The 16,582-nt window shown below is 72.3% G+C and carries 12 protein-coding genes and 2 pseudogenes; 7 read left to right on the forward strand and 7 right to left on the reverse strand.

All coding sequences use genetic code 11. The features are described from left to right. Positions 1–4 precede the first annotated feature (4 nt). Complete coding sequence (locus tag OG206_RS10820; RefSeq protein ID WP_327114738.1) at positions 5–1,051, forward strand: amidase; 1,047 nt, start codon at positions 5–7, stop codon at positions 1,049–1,051. Between the two features lie 52 nt (positions 1,052–1,103). Here OG206_RS10820 and OG206_RS10825 read toward each other — a convergent pair. Continuing rightward, a pseudogene (locus OG206_RS10825) lies at positions 1,104–1,957 on the reverse strand (ADP-ribosylglycohydrolase family protein). A gap of 122 nt (positions 1,958–2,079) precedes the next feature. Further along, positions 2,080–3,189, reverse strand: a complete 1,110-nt coding sequence (locus OG206_RS10830; RefSeq protein WP_327114739.1) for a ferritin-like domain-containing protein — start codon at positions 3,187–3,189, stop codon at positions 2,080–2,082. Positions 3,190–3,377: 188 nt separating this feature from the next. Between OG206_RS10830 and OG206_RS10835 the strand changes: the two genes are divergently transcribed. The 6 genes and pseudogenes from OG206_RS10835 to OG206_RS10860 form a co-directional block, all read left to right on the forward strand. Beyond that, on the forward strand, positions 3,378–4,313 hold the full coding sequence (locus tag OG206_RS10835) for an AurF N-oxygenase family protein (RefSeq protein ID WP_327114741.1): 936 nt from the start codon (positions 3,378–3,380) through the stop codon (positions 4,311–4,313). A 41-nt stretch (positions 4,314–4,354) separates the two neighbouring features. Next, complete coding sequence (locus OG206_RS10840; RefSeq protein ID WP_327114743.1) at positions 4,355–5,116, forward strand: TetR/AcrR family transcriptional regulator; 762 nt, start codon at positions 4,355–4,357, stop codon at positions 5,114–5,116. Between the two features lie 191 nt (positions 5,117–5,307). Then, entirely contained in the window at positions 5,308–5,583 is a 276-nt protein-coding gene (locus tag OG206_RS10845; protein WP_327114745.1) for a hypothetical protein, read from the forward strand. Positions 5,584–5,653: 70 nt separating this feature from the next. Beyond that, positions 5,654–8,182, forward strand: coding sequence for an outer membrane protein assembly factor BamB family protein (locus tag OG206_RS10850; RefSeq protein ID WP_327114747.1), 2,529 nt, complete (start codon positions 5,654–5,656; stop codon positions 8,180–8,182). A 162-nt stretch (positions 8,183–8,344) separates the two neighbouring features. Then, positions 8,345–9,490 carry a C40 family peptidase gene (locus OG206_RS10855; protein ID WP_327114750.1) on the forward strand — a complete coding sequence of 382 codons (1,146 nt, stop codon included), beginning with the start codon at positions 8,345–8,347 and terminating at the stop codon, positions 9,488–9,490. Between the two features lie 252 nt (positions 9,491–9,742). Further along, positions 9,743–10,339, forward strand: a pseudogene (locus tag OG206_RS10860) (RNA polymerase sigma factor); the annotation flags it as partial. Between the two features lie 227 nt (positions 10,340–10,566). Here the strand turns inward: OG206_RS10860 and OG206_RS10865 are convergent. Genes OG206_RS10865 through OG206_RS10885 form a run of 5 tightly spaced genes read right to left on the reverse strand, consistent with a single transcriptional unit; the run spans position 10,567 to position 16,353 of the window. Next, a complete protein-coding gene (locus OG206_RS10865) occupies positions 10,567–11,805 on the reverse strand; it encodes a styrene monooxygenase/indole monooxygenase family protein (RefSeq protein WP_327114752.1) in 1,239 nt (412 codons plus the stop codon). 37 nt (positions 11,806–11,842) lie between these two features. Continuing rightward, positions 11,843–12,493, reverse strand: a complete 651-nt coding sequence (locus OG206_RS10870) for a GTP-binding protein (RefSeq protein ID WP_327114754.1) — start codon at positions 12,491–12,493, stop codon at positions 11,843–11,845. After that, complete coding sequence (locus OG206_RS10875) at positions 12,474–12,887, reverse strand: DUF742 domain-containing protein (protein ID WP_145803226.1); 414 nt, start codon at positions 12,885–12,887, stop codon at positions 12,474–12,476. Before OG206_RS10875 ends, OG206_RS10870 begins: the two co-directional genes overlap by 20 nt. After that, entirely contained in the window at positions 12,884–13,363 is a 480-nt protein-coding gene (locus OG206_RS10880) for a roadblock/LC7 domain-containing protein (RefSeq protein WP_327114759.1), read from the reverse strand. Before OG206_RS10880 ends, OG206_RS10875 begins: the two co-directional genes overlap by 4 nt. Continuing rightward, entirely contained in the window at positions 13,360–16,353 is a 2,994-nt protein-coding gene (locus tag OG206_RS10885; protein ID WP_327114761.1) for a sensor histidine kinase, read from the reverse strand. Before OG206_RS10885 ends, OG206_RS10880 begins: the two co-directional genes overlap by 4 nt. Between the last annotated feature and the right edge of the window lie 229 nt (positions 16,354–16,582).

Consider the following 16,582-nt stretch of genomic DNA (forward strand, 5'->3'; position numbering starts at 1 on the left):
TTCCATGACCTCGGCCCTCGAAGCGGCTCTCGCCCGGATCGACCTGCTCGACCCCCAGCTGTGCGCCTTCTCCGAGGTGTGGCACGAGGAGGCGCGCGCCCGTGCGGAGTCCGCCGCCCGTCTCCCGCTCGCCGGGCTGCCGTTCGCGGTGAAGGGCCGCACCGGCATCCGCTCGTACGCGGCCCGCCGCCTTATCGCGGCCGGCGGGGTTCCGGTGGGTGCCACGTCCGTCCCCGGCCCCGGCACGGGGTGGCGGACATGGGGACAGGGGGCCCATGGCCGTACGGTCAATCCCTGGCGTGCCGACCGGACTCCGGGCGGTTCGTCGGCGGGAGCCGCAGTGGCGGTCGCGGCCGGCATGGTGGATCTGGCGACGGGCGGTGACGGCGCGGGATCGGTGCGGATCCCGGCGGCCTGGTGCGGGGTGTTCGGCCTCAAGACCACGACGGGCCTGCTCCTCTCCCCCGACCGCACGGGGCTCGCTTCCCCCGGGGTGATCGCGAGTTCGGCCGCACGGGCGGAGACGTTCCTGCGCCACGTCCTCGACGGATACGCCCCGCGGCCCGCGCGGCTCCCGGTCCCGGCCGTCCACAGCCCGGACCTGGGCTTCGCCGACGTCGACCCGGACGTGGCCGAGGTGACACGGAAGGCGGTGGACCGGCTGGTGGCGGCCGGGGCGGTCCGCCTGGTGCCGGGCACCTGCGAACTGCTCGACCCCGCCGACGCCTGGGCAGCGGTGCGCGCGGGCAGCCCGGCGTCCGCGAAGCGTCTCCGCGCCGCCAACGACCGGACCCTCGACGCCTTCTTCGCCCGTACGCCCCTGCTGCTCACCCCGGTCACGCCCAACCGACCGCATGGGCACGACGGTCCGGGCGACGTCTACTCCACGGCCCTCACCTGGGCGTTCAACCTCAGCGGCCATCCCGCGGCGAGTCTCCCCGCGGGCTTCACACCGGACGGCTGCCCCGCTGGCCTGCAACTGGTGACCGCCCGGGGTGCGGACGCGGAGCTCCTGGGCATGGCGTGTGCCCTGGAAGCCGCGCTTCGCTGACGTGGCTCTCGGCCGGGCGGCACGCCGTCGGATGCGAGGAGCGGCGCCGCCCTCAGCCCAGCGGCTCGCGCCTCTGCCGCCACGATGCCGGGACCCGCTCGATCCCGGTCGCCGCCCCGACCACACCCCCGGTGATGGCGCAGGTCGTGTCCACGTCCCCGAAGCCCTCCGCCGTCGACCACAGGGCCGCCTCCAGGTCGCCCAGGTGCCGGGCCGCGGTCCACAGCGCGAACGGCACCGTGTCGTCGGCCCTGATCCGCCGCCCGTTGCCCAGGAGGTCGGCGGCCTTCCAGGGCTCCGTGGAGAACGGCACCTCCGCGGCGCGGAGCACTCCCTCGCGCACGTGAACTCCCCCCGCACCGACAGCGCGGCGGCCACGGCGACCGCGACCGCCCCTGCGACCCCCTCCGGGTGTGCGTGGGTGACGACCGCCGAGAGTTCCGCCTGCTCGGCGACCCGTCCGAGGTCCGCGTGGAAGTACGCCCCGAGCGGGGCGACGCGCATGGCGGCGCCGTTGCCGAGGCTGCCACCCTCGAACAACCCGGGCGCCAGGGTGCGCCAGTCACCTCGACGCGGACCGGGCCCGGGGGTACGGGCACGGCATGCACGTGCTCCTCCCGGACCTGCTGAACTCTCCTAGGCCAGGGCGTAGCACAGCGCGAGGCGGTCCTGCTCCACCTGCCCGCACTCGTCCAGGACCCGCTGGAGGGCCAGCGCCAGCGCGGTGTCGTCGGTCCAGTGCCACACCGGCTCGTGCGGGGTGCGGCGCGCCCGGACCTCCGCGTACGCCTGTCGTGGCGGCCGGAAGAGCGGGAACCAGCGCTCCCCGAAGGCGTCACCGAGCGCGAGCGCTTCGAGACTGCGGCGCGCCGCGGCGCGATCTCCTGTGCCCGGGGTCGAGTTCATGCCCGCCATCCTCGCGTCACCGGCCCGCCGCGTACATCCCTTTTCGCCCGGGCCCCGGGCGGCAGGACGGACCACGCCCCTGCCGCCGTCAGCACACCGGGGGTTCCCGGCGTATGGAGCGCTCACCCGTGCGCGCGGCCCTCCGCTATGGCGTCGGCGACCTCCGCGACCCGCTCCTGCTCCTCCACCGCGAAGCGGTCCCGGTCGAGCTGTTCGGCTATCTCCTCGTCCTGGGCCATCAGGAGGTCCAGGTTCGAGTCGCCCAGCTCGAAGACGCCCATGTCGACGTAGGCCTTCTGGAGCCGCTCGCCCCAGAGGCCGATGTCCTTGACGCACGGGACGATCCGGCTGAAGAGCAGTTTGCGGAAGAGCTGCAGGTATTCGGAGTGCTCGGAGAGGTCCTTGGCCTCCTGCTTGCCGATGCCGAAGTTCTCCAGGACCTCGACGCCGCTGAGCCGGTCGCGCATCAGGTAGCAGCCCTCGATGACGAACTCCTCGCGCTCGCGCAGTTCGGCGTCGCTCAGCTGCTTGTAGTAGTCGCGCAGCGCCATCCGGCCGAAGGCGACGTGCCGCGCCTCGTCCTGCATGACGTAGGCGAGGATCTGCTTGGGGAGCGGCCGGGTGGTGGTGTCGCGGATCATGCCGAACGCGGCCAGCGCGAGACCTTCGATGAGCACCTGCATGCCGAGGTAGGGCATGTCCCAGCGGGAGTCGCGCAGGGTGTCGCCGAGCAGTCCCTGGAGGTTGTCGTTGACCGGGTAGAGCATTCCGATCTTCTCGTGCAGGAAGCGGCCGTAGATCTCCGCGTGCCGCGCCTCGTCCATCGTCTGCGTGGCGGAGTAGAACTTCGCGTCCAGGTCGGGGACCGCCTCGACGATGCGGGCCGCGCACACCATGGCGCCCTGCTCACCGTGCAGGAACTGGCTGAACTGCCAGGAGGTGTAGTGCTTGCGAAGTTCACCGCGATCCCGTTCGGTCATCTTCGCCCAGTGCGGCGTCCCGTGGAGCGTGAGGGCCTCGTCCGGGGTCCCGAGGGGGTCCGCGGGGTCGACCTCCAGACTCCAGTCGATGCGCTTGTTGCCGTCCCACTGCTTGTCCTTGCCCTTCTGGTAGAGGGCGAGGAGGCGTTCGCGGCCGTCGTCGTAGTCCCAACTGAAACGGGCCGCACCCGTGGCAGGAACCTGCCACGTCGGGGACGGGGGCGGGGTGATGTAGAGGTCGTGTGTCGACACGGACAGCTCCTTCGCCTGGCGAGGATCGTACGTTCCGTGGTGCTGCGGTCAGTTGGCAGGTTCACACGTTGCTAGACACGCGGTCAACAAGTCGCGCACAAGGGATTGACTGGCTTGCTGACAGGCAGTCTCATAATCCTGAGCAGAGAATCGACCGCCGGTAACCCATGTGCGAGGGGCCCACAGCCATGACGACAGTGACGGACGAGGACATCCAGGCCCTGCGCGACGCGCTCGGCCCGCTCAAGGACCGCGAACAGGTCGCCGCACGGCTGCTGGAGGCCTCGGCCAAGCACTCCTTCGACCCGGACACCGAACTCGACTGGGACTCGGCCGTGGAGGACGGCAAGTGGTTCTGGCCGCCGGAGCTGGTCTCCCTCTACGACACCCCGCTGTGGCGGAAGATGTCCGAGGACCAGCGGATGGAGCTGGCCCGCCACGAGGCGGCGTCGCTGGCCTCCCTCGGCATCTGGTTCGAGATCATCCTCATGCAGCTGCTCGTCCGGCACATCTACGACAAGTCCGTGACCAGCAAGCACGTCCGATACGCCCTCACCGAGATAGCGGACGAGTGCCGGCACTCGATGATGTTCGCCCGCATGATCGAGTGGGGCGGCGCTCCCGCCTACCCCGTGCCGACGCGCTACCACAATCTGGCGCGGGTACTGAAGACCGTCTCCACCACCCCCGGTTCCTTCGCCGCGACCCTGCTCGGCGAGGAGATCCTGGACTGGATGCAGCGGCTCACCTTCCCCGACGAGCGCGTCCAGTCGCTCGTACGCGGAGTGACCCGCATCCACGTCGTCGAGGAGGCACGTCATGTGCGGTACGCACGCGAGGAGTTGCGTCGCCAGATGGTGACCGCGCCCGCCTGGGAGCGGCGCATGACCAGGCTGAGCTGCGGGGAGGCCGCGCGCGTCTTCTCCGTCTGCTTCGTCAACCCTCAGGTGTACGACCACGTCGGTCTGGACCGCCACCAGGCCGTCGCCCAGGTGAAGGCGAGCGGGCACCGGGCCGAGGTCATGCAGACGGGGGCGAAGCGGCTCACCGACTTCTTCGACGACATCGGGGTGCTCAACGGCGTCGGGCGCAGGCTGTGGAAGAGCTCGGGTCTGCTGGCCTGAGGCCGCTCCCCCTTCCGGAGGGAGCGCTTAGGCTTCGGAGTATGACCTCCGCACCCGCAGCACCGCCGGCCCGCGCGTACCGACGGCTCGGTGTCGAGGAGCGCCGCACCCAACTGCTCGGCGCGGCGCTCACGCTCTTCGCGCACCGGGCGCCGGACGACGTCTCGATCGACGAGGTGGCGGTCGCGGCCGGGGTCTCCCGTCCGCTCGTCTACCGCTACTTCCCCGGCGGCAGGCAGCAGTTGTACGAGGCGGCCCTCGGGTCCGCCGCCGACCAGCTCACGCTGTGCTTCGCGGAACCCGCCGCCGGCCCGCCGACCGAGCGGGTGAGCCGGGTCCTGGACCGCTACCTCGGCTTCGTCGACCAGCACGACGCCGGTTTCAGCGCGTTGCTGCGCGGCGGCAGCGTGGCGGAGACCTCACGCACGACGACGATCGTGGACGGGGTGCGCAGGGCCGCCGCCGAGCAGATCCTGCTCCACCTCGGGCGTGGCTCCGGGCCGGGACAGGAACCCGCCGGGCCCCGGCTGCGGATGATGGTGCGCACCTGGATCGCCGCCGTGGAGGCCGCGTCCCTGATCTGGCTGGACGAGGAGAAGCTGCCGTCGGCCGCCGCCCTGCGCGGCTGGCTGGTCGACCACCTGATCGCCCTGCTCGCGGCCACCGCGGCCTCGGACGAGGAGACCGCCACCGTGGTGGCCGAGCTGCTGGCCCAGGAGACCTCCGACGGCCCCGCAGGACGCCTGGCCGCCCTGATCGTCCCGGTCGCGGGGCACGCGGCGCACCTGCTGCCGCCCGTCTGAGAGCCTGTCGGGTGGCCTTCGATCGGAAAGCGGGCACGGTCCGGTGCGTGCGATTCCAAGGCGCCGGAGTGTCCTCGTAGCGGGACTACGAGGGCATTTCGGCGACGCGGGAAGCGTGCGTGCCGGGGCGTGACCCGCCCGATCAGAGGTCACCCGACAGGCTCTGAGGCCTCCTGGGTCAGACTGGCCCGGTGAAAAGCGAGAACACGACCTTCCGCGGCGGGCCCCTGGACGGGCGGATGCTGCCCATCCTGCTCGGGCCGACCGGCCACCCGCCCAAGTGGTACGAGGTCCCGGTGCCGGACGCCGGCGGCGGCCCCGCCACCGTCCACGCCTACCGGCGCATCCCGGCCGGATACTCGAAACGGCTCGGTCTGCAGCGCGGCTGGGTGTACGAGTACGCCCCCGGAGGGCGCGAGCGATTCCAGCCCAAGTGGCCCTGGAGGAAGCCCCGGAGCGGTTCCTGAGCGTCGGCGCGGGCCCGTCGCCGTAGGATCGGCGGTCAGGTGCCGAGGACGGTCACAAGGGGGGTGCGCCATGGAGGCGCTGCGTCAGGACGATCCACGCCGCTTCGGCCCGTACACCGCCCTGGCCCGCCTCCGGGAGCGTGCGAGCGCGGTGCACTTCCTGACCCGTGGCGCGGACGGTGACGGCCTCGCGGTGGTGACCGCCGCGCGGCCCGCCCTGGCCGCCCTGCCCGCGTTCCGGCGCCGTTTCGCCGCCGAAGCGCGCACCGCCGAACGGCTGGCCGGCGGCTGGGTCCAGCCGCCGCTCACGTCGCCGGACGACGAGGGGCTGTGGACGGTGGCGGCGTACGTGCCCGCCCTGACGCTCGCGGAGGCGATCGCCCTCGCCGGGCCTCTGCCGGAGCGGGCCGTGCGGATACTGGGCGCCGGCCTGGCCGAGACCCTCTCCCGGGTGCACGCCACGGGGAGCGTCCTCCAGGGACTGGCACCGGAGACGGTGCTCCTGGCCGAGGACGGCCCCCGGCTGACCGCCTTCGGGCCCCTCGGCGCGGCGGTCGCGGCCGAGGCCAGGGAGGGCGGCCAGCTCTCGGTACGGCTCGGCTACCTCACCCCGGAGCAGATCGGGGGTGCGGACGCCGGCCCCGCTTCCGACCTGTTCGTCCTGGGGTTGCTTTTGGCCTACGCGGCGACCGGGACGACCCCGCTGGCCGACGGCCCCGTCGACGAGGCCGCGGAGCGGATCGCGCACGGCTCGGCCGAACTCGGCTCCGTACCGGATGAGTTGCGCGCACTGATCGCGGGCTGCCTGGCGAAGGACCCGGCTGCCCGGCCGAGTGCCGGATCCGTCGCGGCGGAGCTGGCGCTGGAGGGCGCCGCGGGCCTGGCCAGGGGCGGCTGGCTCCCCGGTCCGCTGGCGGCGGCGGTGTCGGACCAGGCGGAGCGGGCCCGCGCCGTGGAGCCGCCCGCGGAACCGGGCGAGGACGCGGCGGCGGGGACGGCCACGGCCGGTGCGTCCCCGGACCGGCCCGGGGGCGACACGGACGGCGGGACCTCCGGCGAGGACAGCCGGACCACCCGCTTCCTCGGGACCGTGGCGCGCCCGCCGCAGACCGACCGGGTCACGACCCAGCTGGCCCTCCCACGCGAGGCGACCGGGCCCGTACCGCCTCACCCCCCAGCCCTGCCGGCCGCACCCGCACAGCAGTTCCCGTACGCCCTCCGGGCCGCAGCGCCCTCGCCCCTCGCCCTGCCCGCCCCACCCCCCGCCGCGGCGCCCGCGCCGGTCACCAGCCGGCGGGCCCTGCTCACCACGGTCGGTGCCGGAGTGGCCGGCCTGGTGCTCGGCGGGACCGCTGTCGCCGCTCTGGGCTCCGGCGACAGCGCGTCAGCCTCCGACGACAAGCCCGCGCCCGCACCCCGTCCCACGCTCCCGGGCCAGGCGCCCGGTCCCCGCTGGATGTACCACCACCCCGCCGCCGCACCCGCTCCGCTCACCGCGGCCGTGTGGCGGGACGAGTTGCTGGTGCTCACCGACACGGCCGGGGCCACCGCCGTCGACCTGCGGACCGGGCGGAAGGTCTGGCAGCGTGCCGACGCCGCCGGGGCCCAGGCCGTCCGGGCCGCCGGCGAGGGCCTCTGCTTCCTGGCGAGCCCGACCGAGTTCCTGTGGCTGTCGTCCGAGGACGGGCGCGTCGTGCACCGGGTCCGCTTCCTGGACCAGTTCACCGGCGTACCCGGCATGAGGGTCGCCCCGCTGACCGGCGGGTCGGGCGACGTCGTCTGGTTCACCGGGTCGAACACCGTCACCGTGAAGGCACCGAAGCCGAAGAAGGGGAAGAAGCCAGGCAAGGACATCCAGGTCGCCAAGGCCTGGTTCTTCGCGTACGACGTGGTGCGGCGCAGGGAACTCTGGCGCGTGGCCGTTCCCCCGGGGCGGGCGCCCGGTACCCCCGTCTACCGGCTGACCGCGGTCCGTGACGCCGATGTCGTCGTGCGCCAGGACGTCGCGACGCTGACCCCCGCGGACGTCACCGCCGGCAAGGGCAGGGCGCTCTTCCGGAGCTTCGACCGCGCCACCGGGAAACTCCTGTGGGCCCGGCAGTTCGGTGCGCTCGCCCCCGCCGGTGCGGTCGCGGGCGACGAGGAGGGACGGCTGTACGGCGCGGTCGGCGACGACCTGCAGGCCTTCGACACGGCGAGCGGCAAGCCGGTCTGGACGCTCGGCGGCACGGCGTCGTCGGTCTTCGGCACCCCCGTGCCGGCGGGGACGGCACTGCACATCACGAACCGCGACCAGCAGGTCGGCGCGGTCGAGCGGGCGACCGGGCGGCTCCTCTGGCGGCGTTCCACCGAAGCGCCGCTCGGCGTCGGCATCCCGGTCCTGACCGTAGGCGCGGGCGGGAAGACGCTGTTCGCCGCCGACGCCACGCAGGTGACCGCGTTCGCGGCGGCGGACGGCCGGCGCCTGTGGAAGTTCCAGGACATCGGGGCGCAGGACCCGAAGGGCGCCGCGGTGACCGCGCCGTACCGGGTGCTGGCCACCGGGAGGACGGCCGTCGTCCAGCGCGAACGGGCCTTCTACGCGTTCCCCGTGGAGTGACCCGGGAGTGACGTCCCGGCGTCCACCGTTCGGGGCATCCTCCCGGCGGCATGCCGGGCGGTCCTTGCATCGCACGGCACCGAGTGACCGGATGGACCAGATCCGAGCACTTGTGGGGTAGTCCGATTAATCGGCGTCGCCCCTGTCACCGGAGGTGATGTCGTGGCACGCGGGTTCACGCGGACCCTCTGCACCGCGGCGCTGGCCGCCCTCTTCGCGGCCTCCCCCGCGGTCGCGGAACCCGCGGGACCGGAGCCCGCTCCCGCCCCGGCCGCAGGCGCACCGCAGGGCGTCGCCGGACTTCTCAGGCAGCTGCAGACGCTCTATCAGGGCGCGGAGGAGGCCGGCGAGCTCTACACCGGCACCTCCGAAGAGCTCAGGAAGCGCACCGCCGAGGCGGCGAAGCTGGACGGCCGGCTCGCCGCGGCACGCAGCGCGCTGGACTCGGGACGCCGCGAGGCGGGCCGGATCGCGCGCGACCAGTACCAGGGAGACACCGGCTTCTCCGTGTACCTGCGGCTGCTGCTCGCCGACGACCCGGCGCACGCCCTGGAACAGAGCCACGTCATCGAGCGCGTCCAGGCAGGACGGGCCGCCGCGGTCGACCGGCTGACCGGGGCGGAGAAGCGCGCCGAGGCGCTCGCGGCCAGGTCACGCGCGCTCCGCGACCGGCAGAGGGTGCTGGTCGCACGGCAGAAGCAGCAGCACGACACCGTACGGTCCCGGCTGAACGGAATCGAGGCGGTGCTCGCCTCGCTGTCGGAGGAACAGCTCGCCGCGCTGGAGGCGCTGGAGCGCAAGAACATCGACAAGGCCCAGGACGCACTGACCGCGTCGGGGGCACTCAGTTCGGTACGCGCGCCGACCGGGGAGGGCGGGGAGGCCGTCCGGTACGCCGTCGAGCAGATCGGCAAGCCGTACGTCTGGGGCGCCGAGGGGCCGGATTCGTACGACTGCTCCGGGCTGACCTCGCAGGCGTGGTCGGCGGCGGGGCGGGAGATCCCGCGTACCTCGCAGGAGCAGTGGCGGCAGCTGCCGAGGGTGCCGGTCTCCTCGCTGCGCCCCGGCGACCTGGTGGTCTACTTCCCGAAGGCCACGCACGTCGCGCTGTACATCGGCGACGGCCTGGTGGTGCAGGCACCCAGACCGGGCGCCACGGTGAAGGTCTCGCCCCTCGCGTCGAACCCCCTGCTGGGAGCGGTCCGCCCGGACCCGGACAGCTCGCCGCTGAGCACCTACACACGGCCGGAACTGCCGGCCGACGCCACAGCGGGCGCGGACGCCGGGTACGACGCGCCGGAGGCCTGACAAGGGAGGGCGGGACACCGGACCGCACGTCCGTCGGTCCCTGAGGACGGCAGGTGCCGCCCCGGTCTCCGTGCGTGAAAGGGCGGGGAAAACGCCCGAAAGACTCCACGCGATACCCTTTGTCTTCCCGGCCGACCCACGGCGAATCGGCGCTTTGCCCCCTCGTCGTCCGGTTCTGCGGCCGTGGTGCGCGTCACAGGAACTTCCCTGCCGCGGCGGAGAGGTACCGGTGTGAGGGAACCAGAGAACGAGCTGCGCCCGCGGATACGGGCGGGCGAGCGCGACGCGTTCGCCGAGCTGTACGAGAAGTGCTCCGGCGCCGTCTACCGGCACGCGCTGTGGCTCACCGGCGACTGGGCTGCAGCCCAGGACATCATGTCCGAGACATTCCTGTCCGCGTGGCAGGCACGGGAGCGGGTGGATCCCGAAGGGGGCCCGCTCACCCCATGGCTCCTCGGGATCGCCACCCACAAAGCGGAGAACGCCCGGCGGCGCCTGCGACGCCGGGTCGCGTTCCTCGGCCGGCAGCGACAACCTCCCGTGGTCCCGGACTTCTCCGGCGACGTCGCCGGACGCGTCGACGACGCCCGCCGGCTCCAAGCCGTCCAGGGCGCGCTCGACCGGCTGCGGCGCCACGAGAGAGAAGTCCTGACCCTGTGCGTGTGGTCCGGGCTCGACTACCAGCAGACCGCCGACGTGCTCGGGATCCCCGTCGGGACCGTGCGCTCACGCCTCTCGCGCGCCCGCGCCCGGCTCGCCGACGAAAAATCTCCGCTTCGGACGGAACCCGGCACCGGCCACGGAGAGATGACAGGAGAAGCCGCACTCGCGGCCCTGACCATGCGGGAGCTACCTCACCCGGGACACGAAGTACGGCGAGAGCGGGACCCTGTTGTCGAGCAACGCCGTGATCGAGCACGGGGTCGTCGACGAAGCGGGTGTCGAGCCCACGGACACGCAGCGTGTGACGGGACGTTCGCAGGCGAGCTGACAAGCCGGGTCCGTGGTTGTGCGTGAGCTGTCCGAGGGCTGCTCACGGACAACCACGGGCGAACGGCGCTCCGGGGTCGGATCTTCTACTGGGCCCCGGTGAGCGAGCCCAGGTACGCGTTCGTCTTCTCCGGCTCGAAGAAGAAGTTGTCGAAGTCCGCCGGGTTGTCGAACCCGTTGGCGAACCGGTCTGCGGCGGGCTGGAGCTGACCGGCTGCGCCGATGAGGTTCAGCACGTGCTCCGGCGGCGGGCCGAGCATCGCGTTCGTCCACTTCACGACGTGCTGGGTGTTCTCCCAGTGCCGCGCGAAGGTGGCTTCCATGAACGCCTCGTCGAACTCGCGGTCGCCGTGTTCGAGGATCGAGTTCAGGTAGGAGTGCGCACACTTGGACGCCGTGTTCGAACCCTGCCCGGTGATCGGGTCGTTGGCGACGACCACGTCCCCCACCCCGAGGACCAGACCGCCGCCGGGCAGCCGCCCGACGGGCTTGCGCACGGTCGGGGCGTAACGGCCCGCCAGCGTGGCGTTGGCGTCGGTCAGCTCGACCTTGGTGGCGCGCGCGTACTCCCACGGGGTGAACTTCTCCATGAGCTCCAGCGTCTTGGCCAGGTGCTCCGCGGGGTCCTTGATGCCCCGGAAGGCGTCCAGCGGACCGCCGGGGATGCCCTCCCAGAACAGGATGTCCGCACGGCCCGACGTGGTCAGGGTCGGCATGACGAACAGCTCGCCGACACCCGGGACCAGGTTGCAGCGGACCGCCTCGAAGTCCGGGTGCTCCGGGCGCGGGCCCATTCCGTGGACGTACGCGACGGCCAGCGCGCGCTGGGGGGCGTCGTACGGCGAACGGGAGGCGTCCCGGCCGAACATGGAGACCAGCTCGCCCTTCCCGGCCGAGACCATCACCAGGTCGTACGTGCGGGAGAAGTAGTCCAGGTCGGACACGGCCGCGCCGTGGATCACGAGCTGACCACCGCGCTGGGCGAAGGTGTCCATCCAGCCGGCCATCTTCACGCGCTGGTCGACCGACTGCGCGTACCCGTCGAGCCTCCCCACCCAGTCGATGACGCGGGAGGAGTCGGGCCCGGCGACCGAGACGCCGAGGCCGTCGATCCGCGGGGCCTGCGACTCCCAGAAGTTGAGCTGGAGGTCGCGCTCGTGCTGGAGAGCCGTGTCGAACATGCACTGCGTCGACATGACGCGGCCGGACCGGATCTCGTCCGCCGTGCGGTTGGACATCAGGGTGACTTCGTAGCCGTTGGACTGCAGTCCGAGGGCCAGCTGGAGGCCGGACTGACCGGCTCCGACTATGAGTATCTTCCGCATCGGGGTTCTCCGTTACGTGTACTGGGTGCGTTGACGGTTACGCGGGCGCGACGTCGAGTGCGTGGCCCACCAGGGCGAGCAGGGACTCGACGACCGTGATCCTGTTACGCGCATCCATGATCACAACAGGTACGTGCGGCGGGACGGACAGGGCTTCCCTGACGTCTGCCTCCTCGAAACCCTCCGTGCCCTCGAAGTGGTTGACGGCGACGATGTACGGAAGGCCGCAGCTCTCGAAGTAGTCAAGGGCCGGGAAGCAGTCGGCGAGCCGCCGGGTGTCGGCCAGGACGACCGCGCCGATCGCGCCGCGCACGAGGTCGTCCCACATGAACCAAAAACGCTGCTGACCGGGGGTGCCGAAGACGTACAGGACGAGGTCGTCGTCGAGGGTGAGACGGCCGAAGTCCATCGCCACGGTCGTCGTGACCTTGTCGGGCGTGGCCGTGAGGTCGTCGGTCTCCTCGCTGGCCTGTGTCATCAGCGCTTCGGTCTGCAGCGGGGTTATCTCGGAGACCGAGCTGACGAACGTCGTCTTGCCCACGCCGAAGCCGCCCGCGACCACGATCTTGGTGGCGATCGGCGCACGTGTGTGGTCGAGCTGCCAGTCCTGGACGGACTCGTCGGGCTGCTCGCGCGGGCCCGGCTGACGGGGGGTGAAGAGCGGCGCCTCAGAGACGGCGGAGTCCATTGAGAACCCTTTCGAGCAGTGCGCGGTCGGGCTGACCGGCGCCGTGACCGGTCCCGTACACGCGGATCTTTCCCTGGTCGGCCAGGTCGCTGAGCAGCACCCGGACCACACCGAGCGGCATCTTCAGCAGGGCCGAGATCTCCGCGACCGTACGCATACGCCGGCAGAGTTCCACGATGGCGCGCAGCTCGGGCATGACCCGCGAGGCGAGATTGCCGTTCGTGAGCTCCCGGCGCTCCTCGGGTGCCTCGAGTGCGGCGACGAACGTCTCGACGAGCAGCACGTGGCCGAAGCGGGTGCGCCCACCGGTCAGGGAGTACGGGCGGACCCGTGCGGCCTTGCGGTCGGCGCCCCGGACGGGCAGTTTCCGTACGGGTTCAGCAGCTGACGTCACTGGGTGCTCTCCATCGATTTGCGCAGCTCACTGCGGAGTTCGGGGGTGAGTACGTGTCCGGCGCGGCCGACGAAGAGCGCCATGTGGTAAGCGACGACGCTCATGTCGCAGTCGGGGGTGGCGTGCACACCGAGCAGGGAACCGTCGCTGATCGACATGACGAAGACGCTTCCCTCGTCCATCGCGACCATCGTCTGCTTGACGCCGCCGCCGTCCATCAGCTTCGCGGCGCCGATCGTGAGCGACCCGATGCCGGAGACGATGGTGGCGAGGTCGGCGCTGGAGCCCTTGGGGCCTCGGTGCCCGCCCGCCGCCTTGGCCGCCGCGAGTCCGGGGTCGGAGGAGAGCAGCATCAGCCCGTCGGACGAGACGACGGTGACCGAGTGGACCCCTGGCACCTCCTCCACGAGATTGCTCAGCAGCCAGTGAAGGTTACGGGCCTCGGAACTCAGCCCGAATGTGCTCGGCGCAGTCAACTGCGTGCCTCCTCGACTGTGTCCCCCGTCTCATCGATACGGCCGTCGGTACGGCCTTCCAGCTCATGGTGGTCGGTCTGCGGGCCGCCCTCGGCGATCTCGCTCTCCACGTCGCGCCGGCCGTCCTTGGCTCCCTGGTGGAATCCGCCGAGCCGGCGGCGCAGGGCTTCCCTGTCCAGGCCGCCCGGACGCGCAACGGGCGCGGCCGGTGCGGGCGCCGCGATTCTGGGCGTGCGCTTGGGGAGGCCCTTGTCGGTGAGACGCTCGGGAAAGGGTGCCGGGTCGGGCACCTCCTCGCCGAGCCCGGTCAGCGGCTGCCGGGGGCCGGGAACGGCGTCGGCCACGGGCGTCGCGGCGGCGTCGGCGGCGCGCTCATGGCTGTCGGGCCCTATGGCGTACGGTCCCGGCGCGTCCTTCTGCACGGGGAGCCGGACCTGCATCGTGGTCTCGGCCTCGGACTCCTCGCGAGCCGGGGCCTCCCGACCCGCATCGGGCACGGGCTCGGTGCCGGTCAGGAGCGCGGGACCGTCGGCCGACCGGACCGGTGCGGGCACCTCGGTGACGGCTTCGGCCGGGGCGGATGCCTCAGGGGCGGGTTCGGCAGGAGGTGCTTCGGTGACGGGACCGGCCGGGGGTGCCTCGGGGGCGGGTTCCGCCGGTGCGGACGCCTCGGCCGGCGGGGCCGCCGGTGCGGACGCCTCGGGGGCCGTCTCCGTGGGCGTCGGCTCGGTGACCGTCGTGCGCAGGGTCTCCTCGGCGGCGGCGATCAGGGGATCGCCCTCCGGAGGGACGGAACGGGCGGGCAGCGCGTTCGAGTTGGCCTCGGCGACCGACCCGGGAAGATTCAGCGTGGGCGCGTCGCCGGGCAGCTGGACCGGCGGCGGGGACGCGGTCGGCGGGGCCTTGGGCAGCAGGGCCTGCGGAAGCACCACGACCGCTGTCACCCCGCTCCCCGTCTGCTCGCGCAACTGGACCCGCACACCGTGGCGGGCAGCAAGGAGCGACGTCACTTGAAGTCCCAGACCCGCCCCGTCCGCGGCCTGTTCACCGGCTTCGAAGGACGCCGGGTCCGCAAGCCTGGCATTGAGCTCGCTCATCCGGACCGCCGACATGCCGATGCCCTCGTCCTGGACCGAGAGCATCACCTCCCCGGTCTCCAGCAGCCAGCCGGAGAGCTCGACATGGGAGTCGGGCGGCGAGAAGGACGTCGCGTTCTCCAGGAGTTCGGCGACCAGGTGACTCAGGTCGTCGGCGGCGAAGCCGGCGATCTGGGCGTGCGGCGGCAGGGACTGGATGGTGACCCGCTCATACCGCTCGATCTCGCTGACCGCGGCGCGCAGTACGTCGACGAGCGGAATCGGGTTCACGTGGCCCTGGCCGTGATCGGCTCCCGCGAGGACCAGCATGTTCTCGCTGTGCCGGCGCATCACGGTCGCCATGTGGTCCAGCTTGAAGAGCGTGGCGAGGCGCTCCGGGTCCTGCTCCCGCTCCTCCATGCCCTCGATCACGCCGAGCTGACGCTCGACCAGGCCGAGGGTGCGCAGCGAGAGGTTCACGAAGGTGTGGTGGACCGTGTTCCGCAGCCGCTCCAGCTGGGAGCCGAGTTCCGCGACCTGCACCTGCAGTTCGGCACGCTGGTGGGTGAGGGCCTCACGGCCGGCGACGAGTTCGCCGCGCTCGGCCTGGAGGCTCTCCAGCCGTCCGGTGACGTCGTGGTGCAGCCCGTGCAGCCTGCCGTGCAGGGCGTTGATGGACCGGACGACCTGGGCGAACTCGTCGTTGCGCCCGGTGTAGCGGACCGGTTCGGCGGTCTCCGGCTCGGCGGCGATGCGGCCGGCGCCGATGCGCAGGACGGCCAGCGGCTGGGTGAGGGTGCGGGCGACGGCGGTGGACACGCCCACGGCGATGAGCAGGCAGCCGCCGAGCAGGGCCAGGCGGAGTTCGAGCGCGGTGACGTCGTCGTCGCGCAGTGCCTCGAGTCGTTCGACCTGGGCCGTTCCCAGGGCGGACTCGACGCTGCGCATGCGGTCGATCCGGGCGGAGAGGGCCGCCTCGACCTTCTCGGGGTCGGCCGACCGGTCCGCGTCCGACAGTTCGGGGCGGTCGGTGAAGCGGGTGAGGTACTTCTCCGCGCTGGTGACCTGGGAGCCCGTGACCGTGGAGGCGAGCCGGTCCCTGGCGGAAGGGCCGGCAGCCTGGTCGAAGTCGGCGAGGGAGGCGAGTTCACGCACCCGGGCCTGCTGGGCGGCGGCGCTCAGCTCGTCGCGCGTGCGGTCGTCCTCGCCGCCGCTCTCGTCCTGGTTCCGGACGGGCAGGCCGGTGAAGGGGTCGATCTGCGGCTGCTGCGGCTCCGTGCCGGGCACCGCGAGTGCGGCCAGCAGGAGCCCCCGGGTCGCGGAGGCCTGCTCGACGGCTGCGCCCAGGGCGAGCGGGGCCCTGGTGGCGTCGGCGGCGCGCGGCGGGGTCTTCTCGGCGAGTTCGTCCGCGAGGTCGTGGAGCTTGGCCACGACCTCGGAGTACGCCTGGTAGGCCTCCGTCGCCGAACCCTTGCCCGTCAGCGCGGTGCGGCGCAGCGAGGGGATGCCGGAGAGGTCGCGGCGCAGGGCCGCAGGGGCGGTCTCCCGGATCTCGTCGACCTGCTGGTCGACTCGGGCCGCGAGGCTCGCCGTGTCGTCCTTGCCTGCCTCGTCGCGCCCTCCGGCGATGTGGGCGACGACACCGTCACGCTCGTCCGCGAGGGAGTGCGCGAGGGTGATGGCCTGCTGGTTCAGCGCGGCGAGCGTGACCAGCCGTTGGGACTCGTTGAGGTCGGAGGAGGCACCCAGGGCCGCAGGGGCGCCCGCAGCTATGACGGTGATCCCCACGACGGCAACACCGGCGACGAGCCGGTTGCGTACGCGTACGGTCCGCTTGGAGGCGCTCGCCGCCTGGGGCACGGCCCCGGACTCCTCGCGCGTGCCGTCCTTGCTCCGAGGCCGCTTCTTCTGCACCGGTGCTCGCAATCTTGACTCGTCCGCCCTTGAAGCAGAGGTGACGCACGGTCACGTGTGTGGAACACCCCACCCTGGTGTGCGCCGTACGGCTTCCGACCATTCCAGCGTGTTTGGGAGGGGGCCGCGCATCAACCGCTCCGCCACTCGAACGAGTGAACATCACTCTGGAGTTGGCGAACAAGTCTCCCCACGGGCCGCCTCGGCCATGCGCGGGCTGCCGGGTGGA

Origin of the sequence: Streptomyces sp. NBC_01341, assembly GCF_035946055.1 — a bacterium.
Lineage (GTDB): Bacteria > Actinomycetota > Actinomycetes > Streptomycetales > Streptomycetaceae > Streptomyces.

Excerpts from the sequence above, each read along its gene's own strand:
- OG206_RS10820 (WP_327114738.1), top strand. The coding sequence starts at position 5 with ATGACCTCGGCCCTCGAAGCGGCTCTCGCCCGGATCGACCTGCTCGAC.
- OG206_RS10835 (WP_327114741.1), top strand. The coding sequence starts at position 3,378 with ATGACGACAGTGACGGACGAGGACATCCAGGCCCTGCGCGACGCGCTC.
- OG206_RS10840 (WP_327114743.1), top strand. The coding sequence starts at position 4,355 with ATGACCTCCGCACCCGCAGCACCGCCGGCCCGCGCGTACCGACGGCTC.
- OG206_RS10850 (WP_327114747.1), top strand. The coding sequence starts at position 5,654 with ATGGAGGCGCTGCGTCAGGACGATCCACGCCGCTTCGGCCCGTACACC.
- OG206_RS10865 (WP_327114752.1), bottom strand. The coding sequence starts at position 11,805 with ATGCGGAAGATACTCATAGTCGGAGCCGGTCAGTCCGGCCTCCAGCTG.
- OG206_RS10870 (WP_327114754.1), bottom strand. The coding sequence starts at position 12,493 with ATGGACTCCGCCGTCTCTGAGGCGCCGCTCTTCACCCCCCGTCAGCCG.